General features: G+C 71.8%; 24 protein-coding genes and 1 pseudogene. 16 read left to right on the top strand and 9 right to left on the bottom strand.

All coding sequences use genetic code 11. The annotated features are described in order from the left end of the window. The first annotated feature begins 20 nt into the window (after positions 1–20). From ACNQOV_RS00400 to ACNQOV_RS00370, 7 genes and pseudogenes are all read left to right on the top strand, one after another. Positions 21–1,022: a matrixin family metalloprotease gene (locus tag ACNQOV_RS00400; protein WP_416392908.1), complete on the top strand. Its 1,002-nt coding sequence runs from the start codon at positions 21–23 to the stop codon at positions 1,020–1,022. A gap of 50 nt (positions 1,023–1,072) precedes the next feature. Next, positions 1,073–1,789, top strand: a complete 717-nt coding sequence (locus ACNQOV_RS00395) for a GntR family transcriptional regulator (protein ID WP_416392907.1) — start codon at positions 1,073–1,075, stop codon at positions 1,787–1,789. 235 nt (positions 1,790–2,024) lie between these two features. Further along, positions 2,025–3,023, top strand: a complete 999-nt coding sequence (locus tag ACNQOV_RS00390) for a sugar phosphate isomerase/epimerase family protein (protein WP_416392906.1) — start codon at positions 2,025–2,027, stop codon at positions 3,021–3,023. Next, positions 3,020–3,488, top strand: a pseudogene (locus ACNQOV_RS00385) (3-hydroxyacyl-CoA dehydrogenase family protein); the annotation flags it as partial. The gene ACNQOV_RS00390 and the pseudogene ACNQOV_RS00385, both read left to right, overlap by 4 nt. A 107-nt stretch (positions 3,489–3,595) precedes the next feature. Then, positions 3,596–4,987: an MFS transporter gene (locus tag ACNQOV_RS00380; RefSeq protein WP_416393037.1), complete on the top strand. Its 1,392-nt coding sequence runs from the start codon at positions 3,596–3,598 to the stop codon at positions 4,985–4,987. Continuing rightward, complete coding sequence (locus ACNQOV_RS00375) at positions 4,984–6,687, top strand: dihydroxyacetone kinase family protein (RefSeq protein ID WP_416392905.1); 1,704 nt, start codon at positions 4,984–4,986, stop codon at positions 6,685–6,687. Before ACNQOV_RS00380 ends, ACNQOV_RS00375 begins: the two co-directional genes overlap by 4 nt. Beyond that, on the top strand, positions 6,684–7,454 hold the full coding sequence (locus ACNQOV_RS00370; RefSeq protein ID WP_416392904.1) for a triose-phosphate isomerase family protein: 771 nt from the start codon (positions 6,684–6,686) through the stop codon (positions 7,452–7,454). Before ACNQOV_RS00375 ends, ACNQOV_RS00370 begins: the two co-directional genes overlap by 4 nt. A gap of 5 nt (positions 7,455–7,459) precedes the next feature. Here the strand turns inward: ACNQOV_RS00370 and ACNQOV_RS00365 are convergent, their stop codons facing one another. From ACNQOV_RS00365 to ACNQOV_RS00335, 7 genes are all read right to left on the bottom strand, one after another. Next, positions 7,460–8,131 carry a response regulator gene (locus ACNQOV_RS00365; protein WP_022906848.1) on the bottom strand — a complete coding sequence of 224 codons (672 nt, stop codon included), beginning with the start codon at positions 8,129–8,131 and terminating at the stop codon, positions 7,460–7,462. Next, positions 8,128–9,456, bottom strand: a complete 1,329-nt coding sequence (locus ACNQOV_RS00360) for a sensor histidine kinase (protein ID WP_402265905.1) — start codon at positions 9,454–9,456, stop codon at positions 8,128–8,130. The genes ACNQOV_RS00365 and ACNQOV_RS00360 overlap by 4 nt, the downstream gene beginning before the upstream one ends. 237 nt (positions 9,457–9,693) lie before the next feature. Next, positions 9,694–10,380 carry an SDR family NAD(P)-dependent oxidoreductase gene (locus ACNQOV_RS00355; RefSeq protein WP_416392903.1) on the bottom strand — a complete coding sequence of 229 codons (687 nt, stop codon included), beginning with the start codon at positions 10,378–10,380 and terminating at the stop codon, positions 9,694–9,696. 126 nt (positions 10,381–10,506) lie between these two features. Next, complete coding sequence (locus ACNQOV_RS00350) at positions 10,507–10,815, bottom strand: hypothetical protein (RefSeq protein WP_416392902.1); 309 nt, start codon at positions 10,813–10,815, stop codon at positions 10,507–10,509. 11 nt (positions 10,816–10,826) lie between these two features. Continuing rightward, positions 10,827–11,258, bottom strand: a complete 432-nt coding sequence (locus ACNQOV_RS00345; RefSeq protein ID WP_071294275.1) for an Hsp20/alpha crystallin family protein — start codon at positions 11,256–11,258, stop codon at positions 10,827–10,829. Positions 11,259–11,384: 126 nt separating this feature from the next. Next, on the bottom strand, positions 11,385–12,035 hold the full coding sequence (locus tag ACNQOV_RS00340) for a helix-turn-helix domain-containing protein (protein WP_022906855.1): 651 nt from the start codon (positions 12,033–12,035) through the stop codon (positions 11,385–11,387). Further along, a complete protein-coding gene (locus tag ACNQOV_RS00335) occupies positions 12,032–13,549 on the bottom strand; it encodes an APC family permease (RefSeq protein WP_416392901.1) in 1,518 nt (505 codons plus the stop codon). The genes ACNQOV_RS00340 and ACNQOV_RS00335 overlap by 4 nt, the downstream gene beginning before the upstream one ends. Before the next feature lie 204 nt (positions 13,550–13,753). Between ACNQOV_RS00335 and ACNQOV_RS00330 the strand changes: the two genes are divergently transcribed. The 6 genes from ACNQOV_RS00330 (at position 13,754) to ACNQOV_RS00305 (ending at position 19,561) form a co-directional block, all read left to right on the top strand. After that, on the top strand, positions 13,754–15,247 hold the full coding sequence (locus ACNQOV_RS00330; RefSeq protein WP_416392900.1) for an APC family permease: 1,494 nt from the start codon (positions 13,754–13,756) through the stop codon (positions 15,245–15,247). Positions 15,248–15,326: 79 nt separating this feature from the next. Continuing rightward, on the top strand, positions 15,327–17,360 hold the full coding sequence (locus ACNQOV_RS00325; RefSeq protein ID WP_416392899.1) for a primary-amine oxidase: 2,034 nt from the start codon (positions 15,327–15,329) through the stop codon (positions 17,358–17,360). A 1-nt stretch (position 17,361) separates the two neighbouring features. After that, the gene (locus ACNQOV_RS00320) at positions 17,362–17,964 is read left to right on the top strand and encodes a hypothetical protein (protein ID WP_022906859.1); all 603 of its coding nucleotides are present in this window, start codon (positions 17,362–17,364) and stop codon (positions 17,962–17,964) included. 130 nt (positions 17,965–18,094) lie between these two features. After that, a complete protein-coding gene (locus tag ACNQOV_RS00315) occupies positions 18,095–18,277 on the top strand; it encodes a hypothetical protein (RefSeq protein WP_022906860.1) in 183 nt (60 codons plus the stop codon). 64 nt (positions 18,278–18,341) lie between these two features. After that, positions 18,342–18,884 (top strand): MarR family winged helix-turn-helix transcriptional regulator, encoded by a 543-nt coding sequence (locus ACNQOV_RS00310; RefSeq protein ID WP_022906861.1) that lies wholly within the window; start codon positions 18,342–18,344, stop codon positions 18,882–18,884. A gap of 71 nt (positions 18,885–18,955) precedes the next feature. Continuing rightward, positions 18,956–19,561 carry a TetR/AcrR family transcriptional regulator gene (locus tag ACNQOV_RS00305; protein ID WP_022906862.1) on the top strand — a complete coding sequence of 202 codons (606 nt, stop codon included), beginning with the start codon at positions 18,956–18,958 and terminating at the stop codon, positions 19,559–19,561. Positions 19,562–19,567: 6 nt separating this feature from the next. Here the strand turns inward: ACNQOV_RS00305 and ACNQOV_RS00300 are convergent, their stop codons facing one another. Further along, positions 19,568–20,005: a MarR family winged helix-turn-helix transcriptional regulator gene (locus ACNQOV_RS00300; RefSeq protein WP_022906863.1), complete on the bottom strand. Its 438-nt coding sequence runs from the start codon at positions 20,003–20,005 to the stop codon at positions 19,568–19,570. A gap of 52 nt (positions 20,006–20,057) precedes the next feature. On the opposite strand from ACNQOV_RS00300, the gene ACNQOV_RS00295 reads away from it, so the two are divergent. Continuing rightward, positions 20,058–20,795, top strand: a complete 738-nt coding sequence (locus ACNQOV_RS00295; RefSeq protein ID WP_416392898.1) for an alpha/beta fold hydrolase — start codon at positions 20,058–20,060, stop codon at positions 20,793–20,795. Between the two features lie 78 nt (positions 20,796–20,873). On the opposite strand, the gene ACNQOV_RS00290 is transcribed toward ACNQOV_RS00295, so the two are convergent. After that, on the bottom strand, positions 20,874–21,344 hold the full coding sequence (locus ACNQOV_RS00290; RefSeq protein WP_148286921.1) for a hypothetical protein: 471 nt from the start codon (positions 21,342–21,344) through the stop codon (positions 20,874–20,876). A gap of 216 nt (positions 21,345–21,560) precedes the next feature. On the opposite strand from ACNQOV_RS00290, the gene ACNQOV_RS00285 reads away from it, so the two are divergent. Further along, the gene (locus ACNQOV_RS00285) at positions 21,561–22,844 is read left to right on the top strand and encodes an SGNH/GDSL hydrolase family protein (protein WP_416392897.1); all 1,284 of its coding nucleotides are present in this window, start codon (positions 21,561–21,563) and stop codon (positions 22,842–22,844) included. Between the two features lie 191 nt (positions 22,845–23,035). Next, the gene (locus ACNQOV_RS00280) at positions 23,036–24,658 is read left to right on the top strand and encodes a hypothetical protein (RefSeq protein ID WP_416392896.1); all 1,623 of its coding nucleotides are present in this window, start codon (positions 23,036–23,038) and stop codon (positions 24,656–24,658) included. Positions 24,659–24,796: the final 138 nt, after the last annotated feature.

Raw genomic sequence — 24,796 nt, 5'->3', positions numbered from 1 at the left:
GGAGGGTCGAGAACGTGCGGATGTCCACCGTGACCGCAGGGGCGGTCGTGCTCGGGATCGCGCTCGCCGCGGTCGTCACCACGTCCGTCGGCGTGCCCGGAGCCGGCGCGGCACCGGCCTGCCGCGGGGACCGCATCAGCGTCTCGGCGCTGTCGACGGGCTGCGTCGTGTCGGACGGCACGGTCGTGTTGCCGGACGGCCGGCAGTTCCGGGTGCCGCCCGTCGGGACGACCGTGTCCGCGATGCCGGTCGGTGCGTCCGGCACCGCGGACGACGGCGACGTGTCGGTCACGAACACCGGCCGTTCGGGCGTCGCGGTCCTCGTGCACGACGACTGGTCCGGGTCGCCGGCCGCGATCCGACAGGAGCGGGCCGCCCTCGCCCACCGCACGCTCCCCGGCGGCTCCGCGCTCCGGACCGCCGGTGGCGCGGCGTCGTCCACGGCGGCCGCGAGCGGGGCGTCCAGCTGCTCGTCGACGGCGTACGCCAAGCTCGGGTTCCGCTGGACCGGACCCGTCGAGTGGGGGTACAACCCGAACAACCAGAAGGTGTCGGGCGCCGCGGCGATCGGTGCCGGTGCGGACGCCTGGACCGGCACGACCACGGCCTGCGGACGGACGGTCCGTTCGACCGCGGACGACACGTACACCGGCAGCCGCAAGGTCGCGATGGGCATCACCGCGACCGGCGGTTGCGGCACGTCCGACGGCGCGAACATGGTCGGGTGGGGGTCGCTCCGCGCGGGGACGCTCGCGGTGACCTGCGTCTGGTCCCGCGGGGGCGTCGCGGTCGAGGCCGACCAGCGGTACTCGACGTCGGTGGCCTGGTCCGCCACCACGACGTGCTCCGGCTCGCGCTTCGACCTGCGCGGGGTCGCCACGCACGAGTGGGGGCACGCCTGGGGCCTCGGGCACACGGCGTCGTCGAGCGGGCTCGTCATGAAGCCGGCGTCGACGACGTGCGAGACCGGCCAGCGGACCCTCGGTCTCGGCGACCTGATCGGCATCGACGCGCTCTACTGACCGCGACCGGTTCGGAGTGGTCGTGATCCTGGATTCTCTAGGATCGACGCATGTCGACCACGATGCCGGGCTTCGGGACCGAGCGCATCACGCAGCTCGGGCTGCGCGACCGTGTCTACGACCGGGTGCTCGAGGTGCTGATGGGTCACGACGTCGAGCCGGGCATGCGCCTGTCGATCGACGGGCTGGCCCGGTCCCTCGGCGTCTCGCCGACGCCGGTGCGCGAGGCGCTCGTGCAGCTCGAGCGCACCGGACTCGTCACGCGCGAGGCCAACAAGGGCTACCGGGTGTCACCGCCGCTCGCGGGGGACCAGCTCGAGGCGTTGTTCGACGCTCGGCTCATCGTGGAGTCCGGTGCCGTCGAACTGGCGGCGCGGGGCGACGTCCCGGCCCTGCGGACACGGCTGGCCGCGGCGCTCGAGGAGCAGGCGGCCGTCGCCCGGGAGATCGCCGGCGTCGGGGTCGGTGCGGCGTCCGAGGAGCTGATGGCCCGTTTCTTCCGGGCCGACTGGCAGTTCCACCAGCTCGTGTTCGACGCGACGCGGAACCCGTTCCTCGAGGAGATGTCCGAGATCATCACGACGCGTGTGCACCGGATGCGGCAGATCGTCGAGGGCGGCGGCGACGACACCGAACGTGCCGTCCAGGAACACCGGGACATCCTGGAGGCGTTGGCCGATGACCCGGCTTCGGCCGTCGCGGCGATGCGGCACCACATCGACGCCGTGCGGCTCCGGTCGCGAGCGGACGCGTCGCACACCGCCTGACGTCGGTGCCGCATCGGCGCGGTGGTCGCTGTCCACGGCACCGACCGGGCGTGCGTGGACGCCCGTCCCGAGGTTCGGGTCAACGGGACGGGCGTCCTGATCCTCCACGTCCGGGCTCCTTCGGAGCCCCCCGGACAGGGGGTTTGGTCGGATCGGTTGCGGATTCGCCGCGTCGGAGTATCTTTCCTATAGGAAAGAGGTTCGATGACGAGCCCGACATGCGAAGGAGCATCCCGTGAGCACACCGCAGGACTGGGTCACCCAAGACTGGGACGCCACCACCTGGACGGCCGACACCTGGCCGATCGCGACGTGTCTGCACGGGTTCCCGCCGGTGACCCGTGACGGGGTCGCCTTCCACGATGCGGACCCCGAGGTGTGGGACGACGTCTTCTCCCAGATCGAGGCGGTCGGGTTCTCGCTCGCCGAGATGGCGGACAGCCACATCCGACCCGCCGACCTCGAGCGGTCCCGGCGCGACGAGCTGTTCGCGATCGCGAAGGCGCACGGTGTCGGCATCCCGTCGGTGCACCTGCAGCGCAGGAGCATCGTCCAGCCCGGGCACGAGGAGGACAACCTCGCCTACGCCCACCGCACGATCGACGCGGCGGCGGAGTGGGGCATGCAGGTGTTCTCGACCGGGCTGCACCAGCCGTTCAACGAGGCGCAGCGGAAGGCCCTCTGGTTCTGGACTGCCCAGGGACCGAAGGACCCGGACGACCCCGAGGTCCGTGCCGCCGCGGTGTCGCGCCTCCGCGAGCTCGGCGAGCACGCCGCGAGCGTCGGGCTGCCGATGGCCCTGGAGCTCTACGAGGACACCTACCTCGGGACTGCGGACAGCGCCGTGCGCCTGATCGAGGAGATCGGCCTCGACACCGTCGGGCTGAACGCCGACGTCGCGAACCTCATCCGGCTGCACCGCCCGGTGGAGGACTGGCGCGAGCTCTTCGCGAAGACGCTGCCGTTCACGAACTACCTGCACGTGAAGAACTACACGCGGGACGAAGCCGGAGACGGCAGCTGGGCGACGAGTGCGCCGAGCACCATGGAGGCCGGGCTCATCAACTACCGCCAGGTCCTCCGCGACGCCGTCGCCGACGGGTTCCGCGGGATCGTCATGACGGAGCAGTACGGCGGGGACAGCCTCGGCGTCTGTGCCACCAACCAGCAGTACATCCGTTCCGTCCTCGCCACCTCGGTGGTCGGGGCGACGAAGCAAGGAGTCACCCGATGAGCACCCTCGACATCGCCGTCGTCGGATCCGGTTACATGGGCGGCGGGATCGCCCAGGTCCTCGCCCTCGCCGGCCACACCGTCCGGATCGCGGACGTCTCCGCCGAGATCGCCGCGTCCAACCGGGAACGGCTCATCACCGAGACGGAGCAGTTCGTCGCGGACGGCCTGTTCCCCGCCGACGCCGTGGCGCGCGTCGACGCTCACCTCAGCGCCGCGGACTCGATCGAGGAAGCGGTCGCCACGGCCGACTTCATCGAGGAGGCCGTCCCCGAGAAGCTCGAGATCAAGCACGCGACGCTCCGCCGCATCAGCGCCGCCGCCCGTCCCGACGCCGTCATCGGGTCGAACACGTCGACCATCCTCATCGAGTCCCTCGCCGAGGCGGTCACCGGCCCCGAGCGCTTCCTCGGCGTGCACTTCTCGAACCCGGCGCCGTTCATCCCCGGTGTCGAGCTCATCGCGCGCCGTCCGCGCGACGCGATCCGTGCCTCCCGTCCGGCCGACAGGCCGACAGGCCGACCGTCCGTCGGACGCACCGAAACCGCACCGTGCTCGCAAAGGAGCGAACCCGTGTCCCTTCCCCCTGCCCCCGCGCTCGGGTCGACGAACGACCCCGCCCTGAAGTCGGCGATCGGCAAGGCGACGAAGCACCTCATGCCGATGCTCGTCATCCTGTACTTCGTCGCCTTCCTCGACCGCACCAACGTCGGGTTCGCCGAGGAGGCGCTCAGCGTCGACCGCGGCATCTCCGACGCCGCGTTCGCACTCGGTGCGGGCATCTTCTTCATCGGCTACGCGATCTTCGAGATCCCGTCCAACCTGCTGCTCAAGCGGTTCGGCGCACGGTTCTGGCTCGCCCGCATCGCGATCACGTGGGGCATCGTCGCCGCACTGTTCTCGTTCACGACGAACGACACGATGTTCATCGTCCTGCGGTTCATCCTCGGCGTGACCGAGGCCGGCCTGTTCCCGGGCGTCATCATGTACCTGTCCGAGTGGTTCCCGAACAAGGTCCGCGTGCGGATGTTCGCGATCTTCTACCTGGCGCAGCCGTTCTCGCAGATGATCGGCGCCCCGCTCTCCGGCGGCTTGATCAGCTTCGGCGACCAGGCCACCCCGTTCCACGGCTGGCAGGTGATGTTCGCGGGCGAGGGACTGCTCGCGGTCCTCGCGGGCATCGCTGCGCTGGTGTTCCTGACGAACAGCCCGCAGCAGGCGAGGTGGCTCGACGACGGGCAGAAGGCGTCGCTCACCGCGGCGATGGCACGCGAGGACACCGCCCGCAGCGAAGACGGCCCGACCGGCATCTGGAAGGCGATGGCGAGCGGCCGCGTCTGGTACTTCACGATCATCTACTTCTGCCTGCAGGTCGCCGTGTACGGCACGACGTTCTACCTGCCGCAGCAGGTGTCCTCGCTGCTCGGCCAGGACGTCGGCTGGCAGGTCGGTCTCGTCGCCGCGATCCCGTGGCTCGTCGGGCTCGTCGCCTGCTACCTCGTCGGCTCGAAGGCGGACACCGTCGGACGTCGTCGCCGCTGGGGGACGTGGTTCTACGTCACGACCGGACTGTCGATCCTCGGGTCGGCGTGGGCCGGTGCGAACGGCCAACCGGTCCTGGGCATCCTGTTCATCACGCTGGCGGTCGCGAGCTTCCTCGCGGTGGGGCCGATCACCTGGGCGTACCCGACGGCCTTCCTGACCGGTGCGGCCGCCGCCGCGGGCATCGGGCTCATCAACTCGCTCGGCAACCTCGGCGGGTTCGTGGCACCGATCATGCGCACCGCGATCAACGACGTGGTGCCGACCGACAGCGGTGCGTTCGGCATCGTGTCGCTCGGGGTCCTGGCCTTCGTCGCGGCCGTGATGATCTTCTGCACGAAGTTCTTCCGGGGGGCGAAGGCGGATGACCTGCTCGACACCTCGCACGTCCGCACCACGACGTCGAAGGAGACGAGCGCGTGACCAGACTGTTCAACGATCCAGCGGACTTCGCCGACGAGGCCACCGACGGCTTCGTGGCCGCGAACGAGCGATGGGTGCGGAAGGTGCACGGTGGGGTTGCCCGCGCGACCACGAGCCCCGCCGGCACGGTCGCCGTCGTGATCGGTGGCGGGTCCGGGCACTACCCGGCGTTCGGCGGACTCGTCGGGCCGGGCCTGGCAGCCGGTGCCGCGATGGGGAACCTGTTCGCCAGCCCGAGCGCCCAGCAGGTGGCCGGTGTCGCCCGCGCTGCCGAGCACGGTGGTGGGGTGCTGCTGTCGTACGGCAACTACGCCGGCGACGTCCTCAACTTCGACGCCGCCGCGCGCACCCTCGAGGCCGAGGGGATCCCGGTGCGCACGGTGCGGGTGACCGACGACGTGGTGAGTGCGCCCGCCGATCGTGCGCACGAGCGTCGTGGGATCGCGGGGGACCTCTGCGTGTTCAAGGTCGCGGGAGCCGCCGCCGAGCGCGGCGACGACCTCGATGCCGTCACCGCCATCGCGGAGCGGGCGAACGACCGCACCCGCAGCTTCGGCGTCGCGTTCTCCGGCTGCTCGCTCCCTGGCGCCGACGAACCCCTGTTCACCGTGCCGGAAGGTCGCATGGCGATCGGGATGGGCATCCACGGCGAACGCGGCATCGACGAGACCGACGTGCCCACGGCCGACGGCCTCGCGTCGCTCCTGGTCGACCGGCTGCTCGAAGAGCCACCCTCCGGGCTGTCGCCCGAGGGTGCGCGGGTCGTCCCGGTCCTGAACGGCCTCGGTTCCGTCAAGTACGAGGAGCTCTTCGTCGTCTACCGATCGGTGCAGCGGCGCCTCGCGGAGGCCGGCATCGTCATCGTCGAGCCCGAGGTCGGGGAGCTGGTGACGAGCTTCGACATGGCCGGTGTCTCGCTGACGCTGTTCTGGCTGGACGACGAGCTCGAGGAGCTCTGGGCCGCACCCACCGACGCCCCGGCCTACCGCAAGGGCGGCGCCGTCGCCGCGGAGCGGCTGCCGGATTCGGCGCTCGAGGCCGACGAGGGGATCGTCGTCGGCACCGGGTCGCCCGAGTCCCACGCGGTCGCGGAACGCATCGCGACGGCCATCGCTGCGGCGCGGGCGGTCGTCGACGAGCACGCCGACGACCTGGGCGCGATGGACGCCGTGGCCGGCGACGGCGACCACGGCATCGGCATGCAGCGCGGCGTGCACGCCGCGGACGCCGCCGCGCGAGCAGCGCTCGAGCGCGAGGTCGGCGCCGGCGGACTGCTCGCGATCGCCGCCGACGCCTGGTCGGACAAGGCCGGTGGCACCTCCGGAGCGATCTGGGGTGCGGCCCTGGAGGCGCTGGGTCGCGTCCTCGGCGACACCTCGCGTCCGTCGGCCACCACGATCGCGGACGCCGTGCACGCGGCCGCCGAGGCCGTCCTCGCGTTCGGCGCCGTCCCCGGCGACAAGACCATGGTCGACGCGCTCGTCCCGTTCGACGACGCGTTCGGCCGGGCGGTGCGCGAGGGTGCGGCGACCGGTGACGCCTGGCGGACCGCGGTCGCGGCTGCCCGGGAGGCGGCGGACGCCACCGCCGACCTCGTGCCGCGCAAGGGACGGGCCCGGACCCACGCCGAACAGGCCGTGGGGACGAAGGACCCGGGTGCGGTGTCGTTCGCGTTGATCGTGAAGGCGGTCGCTCCGTGATCACCGTCGGGGTGTCGCTCAAGACGTACTTCTCGCACGGCCGGACGCTCTCGTGGGCGGCCGAGGTCGCGGACGTCGCCCGGCGGCACCCCGCGGTGACGTCCGGAGCGGCGTCGCTCTTCATCGTGCCGACCTTCCCGGCGCTCGTGCCGGTCCGGCGGATCCTGGACGAGGCCGACGCCCCCGTCCAGCTCGGGGCGCAGGACCTGTCGTGGGCCGACGCGGGTCCGTACACGGGCGAGGTCACGGGCGCCGAGCTGCGGGAGATCGGGGTCGACCTCGTCGAGATCGGCCACGCCGAGCGGCGTTCCCTGTTCCACGAGACCGACGACGAGGTCGCGGGGAAGGTGCACGCCGCCTTCCGCAACCACCTGCAGCCGCTGGTCTGCGTCGGGGAGACGAGCCGCGCCTCCCGTGCCGAGACCGTGGCCGAGGTGACCGCGCAGCTCGACCGGGCTGTCTCGACGGCGATCGCGGACGGACTGGCGGGGCCGCTCGTCGTGGCGTACGAGCCGGTGTGGGCGATCGGCGCTCCGGCACCGGCACCCGACGACCACGTCGTGGGCGTGCTCGCGGGGATCGAGGAGCACCTGGCGACCCGGCCGGAGCTCGCCGGCTCCGTGGTGATCTACGGCGGCAGCGCCGGACCGGGCCTCCTCACCCGCGGCCGGGGTCGGATCGGCGGACTGTTCCTCGGCCGGTTCGCGCACGACCCCGCCGCGATCTCCTCGATCCTCGACGAGGTGGCGGCACTCGAGGAGAGGTGAGCCGCTCAGGCGTCGCGTGCGCCCGCGAGTCCGTGGTCGTGTGCGTAGACCACGAGCTGCACCCGGTCCCGGAGCGCGAGCTTGCCGAGGATGCTCGAGATCTGCGTCTTGACCGTGGACTCCGTGACGAACTCCTTCGCCGCGATCTCGGCGTTCGACAACCCCCGTGATGCCCACCCGAACACGATCCGCTCGCGGTCCGTCAGCGACTGGAACGCCTCGGGCTGGGGTGTCGGGGCACGCTCGACGTCGGCGCCGAAGAGCTGCGAGAGGTCGTTCGGCGCGATCACCGAGTTCCCCTCGTGCACGGCGCGGACAGCGGCGAACAGGAACGGTGGCGTGGTGTCCTTCAGCAGGAACCCGCTCGCGCCGAGCCGGATCGCCGTGGCGGCAGCGGGATCGAGGCCGAACGTCGTCAGCACGACCACGCGGGGGAGCGGCCCATCGACCGCGCCGGAGAACAGCTGCCGGACGGTCTCGACCCCGTCCGTCCCCGACATCCGCATGTCGAGGAGCATCACGTCCGGTCGGAGCTCGGGGATCCGCGCCAGCGCCTCGGCTCCGTCGGAGGCCTCGCCGACGACGACCATGTCGTCCTGGGCGTCGAGCACGACGCGCAGGCCGGCGCGGAACAGCGCCTGGTCGTCGGTGAGCAGGATGCGGATCGGATCGGTCATCGGTTGGTCCCCCCATGGACGTCGAACGGGATGCGGGCGCGTGCGGCGAACACGTCGTCCAGGACGGCGGCGTCGAACGAGCCGCCGAGTGCGGTGAGCCGGGTGTGCATCCCGGCGAGTCCACGACCCGAGCCGCGGGTGCTCGCGGCCGGGACGACGACCGGGCCGGTGCCGACCGGGACGACGACCGGGCCGGTGCCGACCGGGCCGGTGCCAGCGGTCACGGTGCCTGCGGTCGGGCCGGTGGCCGGGCCGGTGCTCGCGGTCGGGACCAGGTTCTCGACCTCGAGCACGAGGTCGGCGGACCGCCAGGTCTCCCGCACGGTGACCGGCATGCCCGGGGCACCGTGCCGCAGGGCGTTCGTGAGCATCTCCTGCAGCACCCGGCGCGCGGCCGTCCCGCTCGTCGGACCGAGCACCACCGGCTGCCCGCGGACCGCCTGGTCGACGTCGACCCCGGCCTCGCGGATCCCCTGCACGATCTCCTCGAGCGAACCGGGGTCGGTCGCGGCGCCGGAGCCGTCGATGTGGCCGAGCACCTGTCGGACCTCGACGAGGGAGCTCCTGGCGGTGCTCGCGATCGTGGCGCTGACCTCGCGGATCCGGGCCTCGTCGTCGAGGAACGGCACCGAGTCCGCCTGCGCGATGATCACCGCGAGGGAGTGTCCGACGACGTCGTGCACGTCACGGGCGATGTCCGCACGGATCCGCTCGGACTCGGCGACGTCGATGGCGCGGGTCGCGGTGGCCTCGGCCTCGGTCGCGACGGCCTCGGCCCGGGACGCCGCCGCCTCGGCGTCCGCACGGCGCTCGGACTCGCGGTCGCGCGACCGGAAGGCCCGCACGGCGACGCCGCCGGCCCACACGCCGAGGAGCGCCGTCACCGGAGCTGCCATCGCGAGGAACGCCTGGTCGCGCGGCCCGTTGATGAGCACGAGGAACCGGAAGCCGGTCAGGGCGAGGTAGAGCGTGGCCCCGATGCCGGCCACGAACGCGAGCACGCCGGACACGATGACCTCGGTGCGGGTGCCGACCACGGCCGCGGTGCCGATCACCACGAAGATGGCGAGGTCGACGAGCGACGGCCGTTCACCGCCCCCGACCTGCACGATGCCGAGCACGACGACCATGAGCATCGCCGCCGTCGGCGAGAGACGGCGGAGGGCGATGGCCGCGGCGGCTGCCAGGACCGCGGCGAGGCTCGCGTGCTCGAGCTCGAGGTCGATGGGGAGCAGGAAGACGAACGCCGCGAAGGCCGCCCAGGCCACGTCGACGATGATCGAACGGGTGGCGAGCGGCCGGATGAACGTGCCCCGTTCCGTCACGGCACGATCATCGCACGGGGCGGTCCGCCACCGGTCACGGGGTCGGCGACATCGCGAGGAGCGCGACGGCGGTCACGACGACGATCGCCGCGCAGAGCATCAGGGTGGCGATCGTGTGCTTGGTCGAGGTGTCCATGCTCCGAGCCTCGCCGACCGTCCGGCGTCCGGCATCGGGCGCGAGGGTGAACGCCTTCATCCCCGCGGATGAAGGCGTCTGGTCCGCGCGGACGCGATCGGTCAGACGGTGATCTGGCCCAGCAGGCGGTGGGCGATCGCGATCGACTCACCGGACACCACCGACAGCGGCGACGCGAGGAACGCGACGAGGTCCGCGATCTGCTGCGGGCTCGACTCTCCCGGGGCGCCAGGTCGCACCTCGGCGCTCGGCGTGTCCGTGACCGTTCCCGGATTGACGACGTTGACCGTGACCCCGGTGCCGGCGGCCTCGTCGGCGAGGTTCTTCGCGATGACGCTCACCGCGGTGTTCCGCAGCGACGCCGTGATGTTGCCCGACAGGTACGCGTTCTGCCCGCTGATGACCACGACACGACCGAACCCTGCTCCGCGCTGGGCGGGGAGCACGGCGTTGGCGACGCGGAGGAACCCGAGCGCCTTGCCGTCGATCGCGGTGAGGACCTGCTCCGGGTCGGACTTCCTCGCCGGGTCGAGCGTGCCGGCGCTCGGGGCCGCGGTGACGACGAGCGCGTCGATGCGGCCGTGCTGTTCGAGCACGCGGGCCACGCCGGCGTCCACGGAGGCCTGGTCGGCGGTGTCGATCGCGACGCTGTCGGGGGAGTCACCGGCGCTCCGTGAGGCGACGACGACGGTCGCCCCCTCGGCCCGGAGACGATCGGCGACGGCGGCGCCGATGTACCCCTTCCCTCCGACGACGAGCGCGACACGGTTCTTGAGTTCGAGGTCCACGCCGTCACGCTACGCCCGCACGATCCGCTCGGGACGGACGGACGGACGGACGGACGGACGGACGGACGGACGGACGGACGGGAGGCGCGGTGCCGGCCGGCCCCGCGCCTCCCGTCCGGTGGGCGGTCACCGACCGATCGTCGAGACCGCGCCCGTGTCGTCCGGCTGTTCCACGCGTGGCGGCGCGAAGACGCCGTCGTACAGGCGGACGGCACTCCACCCGGCGACGAGTCCGGCTGCCCCCAGCACCGCGGCGATCCACGGCACCACCGGGGTGCCGCTCCAGGCCCCCGGGGCGGCGACCCACGCGAGGAACACACCGATCGTGCTGCCCGCGGCCCCGATCACGGCGGCCGTCCGCCGGTCGAGGCTCGTGAACGTCAGCGCGATCGTCACGGCGGCGATCGCGGCGAGGGCGTTGACGAGGTCGAACACTGCCGCCGCTCCTACTCTCCGCTGCCGACGGCGAGCTGCTCGCGTCCGCCACCCGTGGTGACGGCGATCTTGCGGGGCTTCGCCGACTCCTTGACGGGGATCGTGACGCTCAGGACACCGTTGTCGTAGCCGGCCGTGATGCGCTCGGCGTCGAGGCCGTCCCCGAGCGTCAGCTGCCGGACGTACGTGCCGGGCTGGCGCTCGCGCGTGAGCCACTGCGAGCCCTCGGGAGCGCCGAGGGTGCGCTCGGCGCGGATGGTCAGGACGGACCCGTCCACGTCGATGTCGACGGAGCCTGGATCGATGCCCGGCAGGTCGACGTCGAGGACGTAGTGGTCACCCGTGCGGTAGAGGTCCATCGGCATCGAGCGGGGCCCCGCGGTGCCGAGGAGGGAGCCGGCGAGACGGTCCAGCTCGCGGAACGGATCGAAGTTCATCGTCATCGGAATCAACTCCTTCGTGTCTGCTGTTGAGTCCCCTCGACTCAACTGCGACATGTTCTAGCACTCGAGCCTGGTGAGTGCCAAAAGAACGCTCGGAATCCGCTCGGAGCAGCGGATCTGCGGCGGTCAGCCGAGCAGCGGTTCGAGCCGCGAGACCGCGCTCCGCAGCAGCCCGAGCGTCGCGCCGGGCGCCTCGATCCGGGCCGCCGGAGCCGACAGGGTCAGCGCCGCGACGAGCTGCCCGTCCTCACCGAGCACCGGCAGCGCCAGGCACCCGAACCCCGCCGCGAACGCGCCGGTCTGGTGGACGGGTCCGCGACCGCCCGTCGCGTGCAGCCGCCCCATCGCGCTGGCGTCCGGCGTCGCCCGCAGTGCCCGCTCGTCGAGGAGCGGGAAGTCCGGGTCGACGTCGAGGTCGCGGATCCCGGACGCGTCGTAGCGGGCGAGGTGGACGCCGGCCCGCACGGCCGACCGCACGTCGGCGAGCACGGCACGCACGGCGCGGGGGAGCGGCGGGGGCACGACCGGTGCCGTCACCCCCGCGAGCTCGGCGACCTTGTGCCCGAGGGCGAAGCCGCGCAGGTCGGGCAGCCGCACGAGGTACTCGTCCTCGACGAGCAGGGTGATGAGCCGGTAGGTGGTCGCCCGCGGCATCCCGAGCACGTCGGAGAGCTGCTGCGCGGTGATGCCCGGCCCGGCGTGCGCGACGGCCTCGAGCACCGCGAGGGCGTTCTGGACCGCCTTCGGCTGTCGTGCGCGCAGACCGGGTTCGCTCATCGCACCCCCGTCCCGTGGCCGGGTCCGTCGGTGGGCCGGGAGGCGCGGAGCAGGTCCGCCACGACCGGCACGTCGTACACGGCGCGGCTCCGACCCCGCCGCCACGGCCGCCGACGGGTCACCACGAGGAACACCGCGACGACGGCGGCTACGGACCCGACGGCGAGGACGACCGCGGGCCAGTGCGGCGACGCGGCCTCGATGCCGAGGTAGGTGAGGAGGACGGCGGCGAGCAGCACCCCGGTGGCCGTCGCCACGATCGCGACGCCGGTGGTCAGCTCACCGATCCGCCGCAGGAACGCCGGCGCGGCGAAGCAGGTCAGGGCGTAGGCGGCGAGGTAGCCGAGCGCGGCCACCACGAGCTCGGCCTCCATCAGCGTCCAGGTCGGGATGCCGCTCGCCAGTCCGGCCACCGGCAGCGCCGTGAGGAGGCTGCACGCGAGGACGCCGGCCACGAACGGGGTGCGGAAGCGCGGGGACGCCCGGCCGAGCACGCGCGGCAGCACCCCCTCGCGTGCCATCGCGAACAGGACGCGCACGAGGGCGGTGGTGGACGCGATCGCGCAGGCGGCGAACGACGCGGCGATCCCGAGGTCGAGGGCCCAGCCGATCCACTGCAGTCCGGACGCGTTCGCGAGTTCGTTCACGGGCGAGGCGCTGTCGGCGAGGTCCGCGCCCATCGCCGCGAAGCCGAGCTGCTGCGCCGCCGCACTGGCGAGGTAGAGCACCCCGGCGACGAGGACCGTCCACGAGATCGCGCGCGGGATCGTGGCGAAGGGGCGCCGCGCCTCCACGCCGAGGACCGAGGCGCTCTCGAACCCGACGAACGCCGTGACCGCGAGGGCGGTGCCGACCGCGAACGGCGCGGGTGCCGTCGGGCCGAGCGCCATCGCCGAGGCGTCCACGGGGTGCAGTCGGGCGACCAGCGCCACGATGAGCACCACGATGACGGCGACGGACAGGGTCTCGACGAGCAGGGTCAGGCGGGTCGACACCCGGACGCCGAGCGCGATGACCGCGAACACGGCCGCGCCCATCGCCACGACCACGACGACGGTGACGAGGGCGCTGCCGCCGGCCGCCGGGACGAACCGGGACAGCAGGTAGTCGAGGTAGTAGCCGCTGCCGGTCAGCGAGAACATCGCGATGAACCCGTACCCGAGGAGCAGCGCCGCCCCCGCGACGACCCCGGCGACCGGTCCGAGGCCGAGCGACACGTAGGTGTACAGCGAGCCCGTGCCGGCGACGCGTCGGACGAACTGGTTCACGGTGCGGCCGACGAGGAACGACAGGGCCATCGCGGCGAGCAGTGACCACGTGGCACCCTGCCCGGCGACGGTCGCGACGAGCACCGGGATCGTGGTGGCTGCGGCCGACGGCGCGACCGCGGACACCGACTGTGCGAGGACGTCGACCGGGCCGACGCTGCGCCGGGAGAGTCCGTCGACGGGGGACCGTGTGCCCACACCCGGCACCCGTGGCGGGTCGGCGATGGCACGGTCGAGCGCGGTCATGCGGCAACGGTACGACCGCGGCGTTGCCCCGGTGTGCCGAAGGTGTTTCGCCCGCGTCTCACGCAAACGAGACACCGGCCGCGGGCGCGTCCCATTCGGGCGCGACCGGGTTTCACGCGGGCGGAACGAGGCCGCAACCGCGGCGCGGGACCGTGGTCCCACGCCACCCCGGCACACCCTCCCCACCCGAACCGGAAGGTCACGATGTCCAGCATCACGAAGGACCCCGCCTCACTCGGAGCCGTCCCCGCGCCGAAGCGGACGATGCGCGGCTCGCTCGGCGTCACCGCGATCGTGTTCATGGTCGTCGCGGCGGCCGCACCGCTCACCGTCGTCGGCGGAGCGGCGCCGCTCGGCATGCTCCTCGGCAACGGCGTGGGGTTCCCGTCGCTCTACGCCATCTCCGCCGTGGTCCTGCTGCTGTTCTCGGTGGGCCTCGCCGCCATGACCCGGCACGTGCCGCGGCCCGGGGCGTTCTTCACCTTCGTCGGACACGGGCTCGGCCGGCCGGCGGGCGCGGGTGCCGCCACCCTGGCGCTCCTGACGTACACGACCATCCAGGTCAGCGTGCACGGCTACATCGGGTACCTGCTCGGCGTGACGGTGTCCGGCCTCGGCGGACCGGACGTCCCCTGGTACGTCTGGTCGCTCGTCGTCGTGGCGCTCGTCGGGGTCCTCGGCTACCGGCACATCGACCTGTCGAGCAAGGTCCTCGGCGTGCTGCTCGTCGGCGAGGTCGGGATCGTGCTCGTCCTCGTCGCGGCGATCGTGTTCCGCGGCGGGGCCGACGGCCTGTCCCTCGCACCGTTCGAGCCGACGCAGATCGCGTCCGGGTCGCCCGGCGTCGGCCTGATGTTCGCGATCGCCGCGTTCATCGGGTTCGAGGCGACCGCGATCTTCCGCGACGAGGCGAAGGACCCGGAGCGGACCATCCCCCGTGCGACCTACACGGCCGTCATCGGCATCGGGGTGTTCTACACGCTCGCCTCCTGGGGGCTCGTGATGGCCTGGGGTCCGGACGGCGTCCTCGCCGAGGCCGCGAAGGACCCGGGCTCGCTCATCCTCACCACCGCGGCGCAGTACATCGGGACGGCGGGCGAGGCCGTGCTCAACGTGCTGCTGCTGACGAGCATGTTCGCCTGCGTCCTGTCGTTCCACAACGTCATCACCCGGTACCAGCACTCGATGGCGAACGCCTCGCTGCTCCCCGCGCGCCTCGGCGACGTGCACCACAAGCACGCCTCGCCGCACACCTCGAGCGTCGTGCAGACCGTGACCGCCGCCGTGCTCGTGGTCCTGTTCGCGGTGCTCGGGCTCGACCCGGTGCTGCAGGTGTTAAGCTGGTTCGCCGGCGTCGCCACCCTCGGGGTCGCGATCCTGATGGCCGCGACGAGCCTCGCCGTGATCGTCTACTTCCGCCGCACGCGGACCGACCGCCGTGTCTGGAACACGGTCGTCGCCCCGAGCCTCGGGTTCGTCGGGCTCGTCGCCTCCGCCGTCCTCATCTGGGTGAACTTCCCGACGCTCGTCGGCGACGTCGACGCCTCCGGGGCGAGCGTCTTCGGCGTCGTGAGCACCGTGCTCACCGGTCTCGTCGTGGTCGTCCCCGCCGTCGGCGTGGTGCAGGCGATCGTGCTGCGCCGCCGCGGTCGGAGCCGCTACGAGCAGATGCTCGACCGCCTCGCCACCGAGAGCTGACCCGCCGGACGCCCACCGCGCCTCCCGGCCGCACCCACCCGACCCACGCACGACGCACCACGCAAGGAGCACCACGCACATGACGATCACCGACCCGACCACCGTGACCACCGACGCAGCCACCACCGCGCACCCGCTCGGCAGCCTGACCCCCGACGAGTTCACCGCGGTCCGCGACCTCGTCACGGCGCAGCCGGACTGGACCGACACCACCCGCTTCGCGTACGTCGGCCTCGAGGAGCCGCCCAAGCACGAGGTCCTCGCATGGCAGGCCGGCGACGGCCCCCTGCCGGACCGCACGGCACGCGTGATGCTGCTCGACATGGCGACCGGTCGCTCCACGGACCGTGTCGTGTCGATCACCACCGGCGCGGTGCTGCGGACCGACGTCCTCGACGGCTCCCGGGGTCAGCTGCCGGTCCTCATCGAGGAGTTCGACGCCGTCGGTGAGATCGCCAACGCCGACGAGCGCTGGGTGGCCGCCCTGGCGAAGCGCGGCCTGTCCGCCGACGAGGTCAAGTGCGTCCCGCTGTCCGCCGGGTACTACGACTACCCGGAGGAGGTCGGCCGACGCATCCTGCGGGTCCTCGCCTTCAAGCAGGACCACCCCGCCGACCACGTGTGGGCGCACCCCGTCGACGGGCTGTCGGCCTACGTCGACGCCGCGAACCGCACGGTGACGCGGATCGTGGACGTGGCGGAGATGCCCGTGCCGACGACCTCCGGCAACTTCGACGACCCGGCGATGCAGGGCGAGCCGCTCGACCTCAAGCCGATCGTCATCACCCAGCCCGAGGGACCGTCGTTCCGCGTCGACGGCGAGTTCGTCGAGTGGGCGAACTGGCGGTTCCAGGTCGGCTTCGACGCCCGCGAGGGGCTCGTGCTCCGGCAGCTGTCGTGGCAGGACGGCGAACGGCTGCGCCCGATCGTGTACCGGGCGTCGATCGACGAGATGCTCGTGCCGTACGGCGACCCGGCCCCGGTGCGGTTCTGGCAGAACTACTTCGACACCGGCGAGTACCTGTTCGGACGCTTCACGAACTCGCTCGAGCTCGGCTGCGACTGCGTCGGCGAGATCCGGTACTTCGACGCCGTGCTGGCCGACGAACTCGGGAACCCGCAGACCATCCGGAACGGCATCTGCATGCACGAGGAGGACTTCGGCACGCTCTGGAAGCACGGTGACATCTACACCGGCTCGCAGGAGGTCCGTCGTTCCCGTCGCCTGGTGATCTCGTTCTTCACGACCGTGGGCAACTACGACTACGGGTTCTACTGGTACCTGTACCTCGACGGCACGATCGAGTGCGAGGCGAAGCTCACCGGTGTGCTCTTCACGTCGTCCTACCCCGGACGCTCCGACGACGGCGCGGACTACCCGTACGCCTCCGAGGTCGCCCCCGGCCTCGGTGCCCCGTACCACCAGCACCTGTTCTCGGCGCGGCTCGACATGATGGTCGACGGGCTGTCGAACGCCGTGGACGAGGTCGACGCCGTCCGCGTGCCGGTCGGCCCCGGCAACGAGCACGGGAACGCCTTCACCAAGTCCGTGACCCGCATCGCGTCCGAGGCGACGTCCGGCCGGCTCGCCGACGCGTCGAAGGCCCGCACGTGGTTCATCTCGAACACCGAGGAGCGCAACCACCTCGACCGTCCCACCGGCTACGTGCTGTACCCGCAGGACGCTCCGGTGCTGCTCGCCGACGACTCGTCCTCGGTGGCGTCCCGTGCCGAGTTCGCCCGGAAGCACCTGTACGTCACGCAGTACGACCCGGCGGAGCGCTTCGCCGCGGGAGACTTCGTGCACCAGAACCCCGGCGGCGACGGAGTGGCCCGGTACGTCCAGGGCGACCGGTCGCTCGACGGCGAGGACATCGTGCTGTGGCACACCTTCGGTCCGACGCACTTCCCGCGACCCGAGGACTGGCCCGTGATGCCGGTCGACTACGCAAAGTTCACGCTGAAGCCGTACGGGTTCTTCCCGCGGAACCCGGCGCTGAACGTGCCGGCGGCGATCGGCGCGACGGCCGCGTCGCACTGCTCGCACCACGCGTCCGGCGGGGTCGAGGCCGCCCACGACGCGGCCACCAACGACCACGGGCACGGTCACTGACGTGACCGACGTGCTCGGGCTCGCCGCCATCGTGCCGGCGTCCGCCGGGGCCTGCTGCACGGTCGGGGCCTGGCGCCCCGGCCGTGCGGTCGACGTGCTCGCCGCGCTGGTGATGGTCGCGGCGATGCTCGACGGCGTGTTCGCACCACGGGTCCTGCCCGGCGTCGTCTGGTTCGTGGTGCTCGCGGCGCTCGCCGTCGCGGTGGCGGCCGCGCACCGGTTCCAGACCGGTCCGGATGCGGCGGGGCCGCGGAGGGACGGGTCGGCCCCGGCGGGTCGCGACGCCTCGGCGCACGGCCGGTTCGGGCGACTGCACGCCGCGCTCGGCCTGCTCGCGATGGGTGCGCTCGGGGTCGGGGGGATGGGCGGCCCGGCCGCGTCCGGCGTCGGGATGTCCGGCATGCACGAGCACGCCGGTGTCGTCGGGGTCACCTGGCACCTCGTGCTGGCCGGCCTCGCGGTCGGTCACCTGGTCCTCACCGCCCGGATGGTGCGGGACGGCGTGCGGCACCGCTCCCCGGTGCTCGGCCTGGTGGAGACGCTCGCGATGGGGGTCGCCGTCGCGGTGATGGCGGCGGCGATGCTCGGAACGACACCGATGTAGTTCGGTTCTTCTAACAATTCGGTGCGCTAACCGTACAGAACACGAACAGTTCGTTGCCCTGATCGTTTACTCCGTGAAATAGTTCTGACGTCCACACGGGACAGCACGGATGACGAAGGGCGGTATCGCAATGCACAGCACGTACACCGGGATGCCGCGACAGACACGGCTCAGCGGGACGCACACGCGCGTCGGGCTGACCGACCCCGCCGTGATCGACGCGTACGTCCAGCGCCGCATCCAGGACCCGTCGCTGCTGTCCGGCCGCGCCGAGCCGTCCTACGCCGACTTCTTCTCGGTCCCGGCCGCCTAGACCGCGCCGTACCGGTCCGAACCAGATCCCCGACCCGAACCAGGCAGAGAGCACACCCGACCACATGCCGTTGACCGTCGTCCGCCGCGAGCACATGCACCTCTACGCCCGGGAACCCCGGACGCGTGCCGCGAAGGGTGCGCTCGAGGCCCTCCTCCGGTTGCAGCACGCCGAGGAGCAGCAGCTCGAGCAGGCGCGGTCCGAGAGTGGTCTCTCGAAGAACGAGTTCCTCGCCGTGCGGTACATGCTCCAGGCGCACCGGGACGGTCGGGCGATGAGTCCGAAGGACCTCGCCGTGATGCTCGCGGTGTCGAACGCCTCGGTGACGAAGATCGTCGACGGGCTCGTCGAGAAGGGCGACCTCGTCCGCGCCCCGCACCCCACCGACCGTCGCGCCCAGGTCCTCGAGCCGACGGACCAGGCGGCCGAGAAGATCGACGCGTCCTACGCGCGCTTCCACGAAGCCGTGGTCGGGGTCATGGATGACCTGTCGTCCGACGAGAACGACGTGCTCGCCCGGTGCCTCGCACGGATCACCGAGGCACTCGTCGGCGGAGCCCCCGCGCCGGTCGACGAGTACACGGTCGACGACGAAGCCGGCCACTGACGGACCGGATGGTCCCGCGCCCCGGCGATCCGCGCCTCCCGGAAAAAACCTTCCAGCGGTAAGTTGGGGGCATGACGCACCCCGACGACGACGCGGCCACGCCGCGACGCGGCTACCGCAAGGGAGCCGAGCGTCGGACCCAGATCCTCGACGAGACGATCCGGATGGTCGCCGACCAGGGCGTCGACGCGTCCTCGTTGCGATCCGTCGCCGAAGCGCTCGGGATCACCCACGCCGCGCTGCGCCACTACTTCCCGAGCCGCGACGAGCTGCTGCTCGCGGTCTACCGCGAGCACGAGGTCCGCGAGCAGGGCGCCCCCGACCGGATGAAGTCCGCGATCGGCGACATGCGCGAGAGCGCCTCGCGGAACCGTGCGGTGCCCGGGCTGGTGCAGCTCTACACGACGCTGGCGGCCGACGCCGTGCAGGAGGGCCACCCGGCCACCCGGGACTTCATGCGCGAGCGGTTCACCCGGTTGCGGGCCGAGCTCGCGGCGTTGATCGAGGCGGACCAGGCGTCCGGGCGGATCCGGGCGGACCTCGACCCCGTCGACCTCGCGTCACTCAGCATCGCGGCGTCGGACGGGCTGCAGGTGCAGTGGCTGCTCGACCCCGAGGCCGTGGACGGCGAGCGGGTGCTCCGGCTGCTCGAGCAGATCGTGCCGCCGGCCGGCTGAGGGGCGTCAGGCCGTCCGAGTGACGGGGGGTGCCTCGTCACGGAGGAGCGTCCCGAGGACCGTCGCGAGCGTCGCCCGGTCGTGCTCGCCGAGCGGTGCGAACAGGTCGTCGAGGACCGTGGCGGCGATGCGCTGGCCGTGCGCGAGGGTGGCGCGTCCCTCGTCGGTGAGCGAGTGCTCGATCCGCCGCCCCCGCCCCGCGGTCCGCGCGATGAGCCCGCGGTCGACGAGCCGGTTCGCGAGCGTGCCGAACGCCTGGTCGCTCTGGAAGGTCGCGACGGCGAGGTCGTGCCCGGACGCGTGCGGCATCCGGTCGATCGCACGGAGGGCATCCCACTGGACGAGGGAGACCCCGGCGTCGCGCAGGGCGCCGTCCATCGCGCGGTGGTTGCGGTACTGCGCGCGCTTGACCGCCTGTCCGAGCGCTTCCAGGTCCGTCGTCATGGTGCTACCGTATCAACATCCGTAGATAAACATGTTGAGATAGGTTGCGCAGATGTCCACTTCCTCCCCCGCTCCCCGGACCGCCCTCGTCCTGCACGGCGGCGGTGGCCCGCAGACGGTCGCCGCGATCGCTCGGCACCTCGCACCGTCGTTCCACGTCCTCGCGCCGACCCACCCGGGCTGGGACGGCACCGACCGACCGGCCGAGATCGACTCGGTGGGGGCCCTCGCGACGTCCTACCTCGACGGACTCGTCGCCGAGGGGCTCTACGACGTGGTGCTCGTCGGCTCGTCCATCGGCGGGTGGCTCGCGCTCGAGATGGCGTTGCGCGCGGCTGCCGACCACCGCTACTCCGGCGTGGTCGGCGCGGTGGTCGACATCGACGGTGTCGGCGCCGTGGTCGAGGGTGAACCCATCGCGGACTTCTTCGCGCTCGATGCCCGCGGGCTCGCCGAGGTCGCGTGGCACGACCCCGAGCGTGGACACCGCGATCCGGCCACCATGACCGACGAGCAGCGTGCGGTGCAGCAGGCCAACGGGCTGACCATGGCAGTCGTCGCCGGACGGTCCATGAGCGACCCGACCCTGCTCGGGCGGCTCGGTGCGGTCGCCGTGCCGACCCTCGTGGTGTTCGGCGAGAGCGACCGTGTCGTCACCCCGGCGTACGGGCGCGCCGTCGCTGCCGCGATCCCGGGTGCGGAGTTCCACGTGGTGCCGGCCGCCGGCCACCTGCCGCACCTCGAGAACCCGGACGCGACCTGGGCGGTCGTCGACCCGTTCCTCGGGTGACGGCGGTCAGCCGAGGCGCTCGCTGGCCGGTCGTCATCGTTGTCCGTCACCGTCGTTCGTCAGCCGGAGCCCGGTCGATCAGCCGTAGCCCTCGTCGGTCAGGCGCCAGCCTTGCGGGGTGTGGCGGAAGCAGAACTGCCACCCCGCCAGCACGCCCGGATCGGCACCGTTCATGTTCGTCTCGGTGATGTCGACCGGGATGCACTCCTCCGCCGACCGGCCCGTCTCCTTCGCGCTCAGTCGTGAGACCGCCCCGATGTGCCGGTAGCCGAGCAGGTCCGGGTGGTCGTCGAACCACGAGGACGGGGTCCGTCCGCCGCACCAAGCGGTGGGGTCCGAGGCGCCGTCGGAGAGGGCCTCGGTGAGGCCGCAGTCGTGCGCCGTCGCGGCCCGGAGGTAGACGCGGAGGACCTGCTCCGAGGATGCGCTCGCGGGCGGGAGTCGCCGGGCCACGGCCTGCGCGTGCGTCACCGACACCGCGGTCACCGTGCCGGCGGCGACCAGTGCGACGGCGGCGATCCCACCGAGCACCACCCATCGTCTCCGCACGGCGCTCATCCTGGCAGCGGCGGGCGGCGCTGGTCGCCGGGCATCGCTGCGAGTGGGTGAGGGGGTGTTCAGCTGCGGTCTCCCTGTCCTCGTCCCTTCGCGTGTCACGCGAACGGGGAGCAGAAACTGAGCATGCTTCTGTCCTAGCGTGGGCCAGGGGTGCGATCGGTGCGCCCACATCTGTCGTGGCGCACGCAGCGTCCGGAGGGGACGCACATGCGCACGACCCGTGGTCATCGCTCTGTCGTCATCACGGCGGCGACGGTCGTCCTCGCAGTCATCGGCGCGCTCCTCCCGAGCGGCGCGCAGGCCGCTCCGGAGCCCGGCACCGAGGTGCTGCGCGGCGTGCGGTACACCGCGTACGGTCACTCGTTCGGGCAGGTGCAACCGGGTTCCGGCGCAGTGCCGAGCAGGATGTACCCGGCGATGGTCCGTGACGGCCTCGGCGCGGACCCGGCACTCTGGTCGAACCAGACGATCAGCGGGGCGTCGACGGCGCAGATCCTCGCCCGTGCGCGCTCGACCTGGAACCGCGGCGACTACGGGGTCGTCTCGTACCTCGGGAACCAGAACGACGTCGGCCGGCACGTCCCCGAGACCACGTTCAGGGCGAACGTCCGAGGGTTCATCGACTGGGTTCGTGGCACCGGGCCGTTCCCACCCACGATCGTCATCGTGCTCGACACCCCGTCGACGACGAAGGGCTACGCGCGGTACCCGTCACCACCGACCGACGCTGACGTCGCCCGGTACAACCGCTCCCTGCGGAGCGTCGTCTCGGAGTACCCGAAGGACGGATCGGTCATCATCGCCGATGCGTCCACCGGATGGGACAAAGCGACGATGCTCGGGCCGGACGGCCAGCACCCGAACGACGTCGGACAGGCGCACATCACCGCGGCGATCACCTCCGCCTTGCGCGGTGTGCGACTCCGTGAGGGTCAGAACGTCGTGACGCCGGCTCCGGCGGTCCGCTACGACGCGTTCAATCGGTCCGACCTCATCACCGGACTCGGCAAGGACCTGCACGGTCGGTCCTACTCGACCGTCGGTGGAGTGAAGTACGGCATCACTGGTGGCCGCGCCTACCGTGCCAGCTCCGGGAGTGTCCGCGAATCCGCGGCCACCGTCGACACCGGGAAGCGCATGGTGGACATCAGCCTCACGATGACGACGATCTCGTCGAAGGGCTCGGGGCCGGTGTGGCGACTGAGCAGTGCGAAGGACTACTTCGTGCTCGACGTCCACGGGTCCGGCAAGGGCAACGCGAAGGTCTACAAGCGCGTCAACGGTCGGTTCATCCAGATCGGCAAGGCACTGGACCGCGAGGTCAAGCCCGGCTCGACCGTGCGGGTCAGGGCCGACGGCGCGAAGATCAAGGTCTACGTCGGCGGCTCCGTTGCCTACTCCAGCGCGGACAGCTTCAACGGTTCCGCGACGCGGGAAGGCATCCGGATGACCGACACCCGCGCGCGACTCGACGACCTCGTCATCCGCTAGAGCTGGAGGCGTATCGGTTCGAGCGCGGAACTTTCTACCCCCTCTCGTGGGGGAGCAGGGTGAGGGATGCTCCGTAGCGTGCTGTGTGGTTGCACAGTGCCGTCATGGGGGCGGCTCCGCTGGCTGCGACCTGTTGAGGGGTTCTGCGCGTGTTCGCGACGTCGCCGTTGTCTGTTCGTTCTCGTTGGGTCGTGCTGGCCGTCGTCACCTTGGTGGCGCTGCTGGGGTCGTTGTTGGCGGTGGTCTCGCCACCCGCTCCCGCGGAGGCCGCGGTGACGGGCACAGGTGGGCAGTTCGTGCCGCTGCCGACGAACGCCAGGATCTTCGATGGCGCAACACCTGCCGGTTCGTCGACGACGGTGCCGGTCGCCGGGGTGAAGGGCATCCCCGCTGACGGTGTCGGCGCGATCAGTGTGCTGGCGACCGTGGCGGACGCGAACGGTACCGGGCAACTGAAGGGCCGTGCTGAGTCGAGCGACGGGCCGACGCTGCTGATGATCTACGGCAGTGGTGTGGCGGGGAACACCTCGAACACGTCGCTGCTCGCGGTCGGGGACGACGGTGCGATCCGGATCGACACGTCGACGGCGCAGTCGCGGGTGATCCTGGACGTCACGGGCTACTACACGTCCACGGCGAACGGGGTCGGTGCCGGCGGGTTCGTTCCGCTGTCGGGGACCCGGATCGCGAACACCGCGGACGGCACGAACGTCCGGCAGGGGGCGCTGTCGGGTGGGGACAGCATCACGTTCCAGGTCACCGGGAAGGGTGGTGTGCCGACGAACGCGGCCGCGGTCGCGGTCAGTGTCGTGGTGCAGAACACCGGTGGCGGCGCGGGGTGGGTGCGCCCATCGCCGTCGGACGGTCCGAAGAGCACGGGGTCGTTGAACTACCCGTCGACGAAGCTGACCACCGCGATGAGTGCGCAGGTCGCCGTCGGTTCCGACGGCAAGATCACGATCGACAACGCCCCCGACGGTGGGACCGTGCAGATCCAGGTCGACGTGCAGGGGTACTTCGTCCCCAGCAACCCGGGTGGCGGGTTCACGCCCGGTACGGGCCGCATCGTCGACACGCGCACGTCGTCGAGCGTCGGCGCGAACGCTTCGGTCGCGGTGCAGGTCGCGGGTGTTGCTGGCATCGGGACGATCGAGGGTGGCTTGTCTGCGGTGGCGGTGACCGTCACGGCGATCCACTCAGGCACGACCGGTGGGTACGCGAAGGCGTGGGCGGACGGTTCGTCGGAGCCGACGGGCGCGGTCATCGGGTACGCGCCGACGTCATCGATCCGGACCACGACGGCGATCCTGCCTGTGGGATCGAACGGGAAGGTGCGGATCCAGAACAACTCCTCCGGGACCACCGACTTCGTCCTCGACCTGCAGGGCACCTACAACTGGCTGCCGGGCGGGCCGGTGTCGACGAACGTGACCGGGCAGCGGACGTCGGCGACGACGTTGCCGTTCCCGATCTCGGACCAGACCAACGCCAGCGTCGACGTCGGCTCGGGCAACCTGCTCGTCACGACCAGCGCGTTGACGCTGCCGGGCGTGACGCAGAGCACGACGATCGGTGCCGCGTACAACTCGCGGTCGACGACGACCGCGAACAGCAACACTCCGGAAGCGAACCGGTGGCAGTACGCCCTCGCCGGTGCGGGAGACCTGTCGGCGAACGCTGCGGGTGTGGTCTACACGGACGCGGTCGGGACGGCGTGGCAGTTCAAGCCCACCGGTACGGCTGGTGCGTTCACGTCCCCGCCCGGCCTGCAGATGACGTTGGCGCGGGTCGCGAACGCGACGACGCGGGAGTAAACGCTGACGTCGTGGACGACGAACCAGGTCATCCACTTCACCCTCGGCGGCCAGCCGAAGAGTGTCAACGACCGCAACGGCAACCAGGTCAGCTTCAACATCGGCGCTGACGGGTACACCCTCAGCACCCTCGTCTCA

Origin of the sequence: Curtobacterium sp. LFS084 (genome assembly GCF_047977705.1) — a bacterium.
Classification (GTDB): domain Bacteria; phylum Actinomycetota; class Actinomycetes; order Actinomycetales; family Microbacteriaceae; genus Curtobacterium.
The sequence above is the reverse complement of the archived record's forward strand: the minus strand, read 5'-3'. Positions and strand labels throughout refer to the sequence as shown.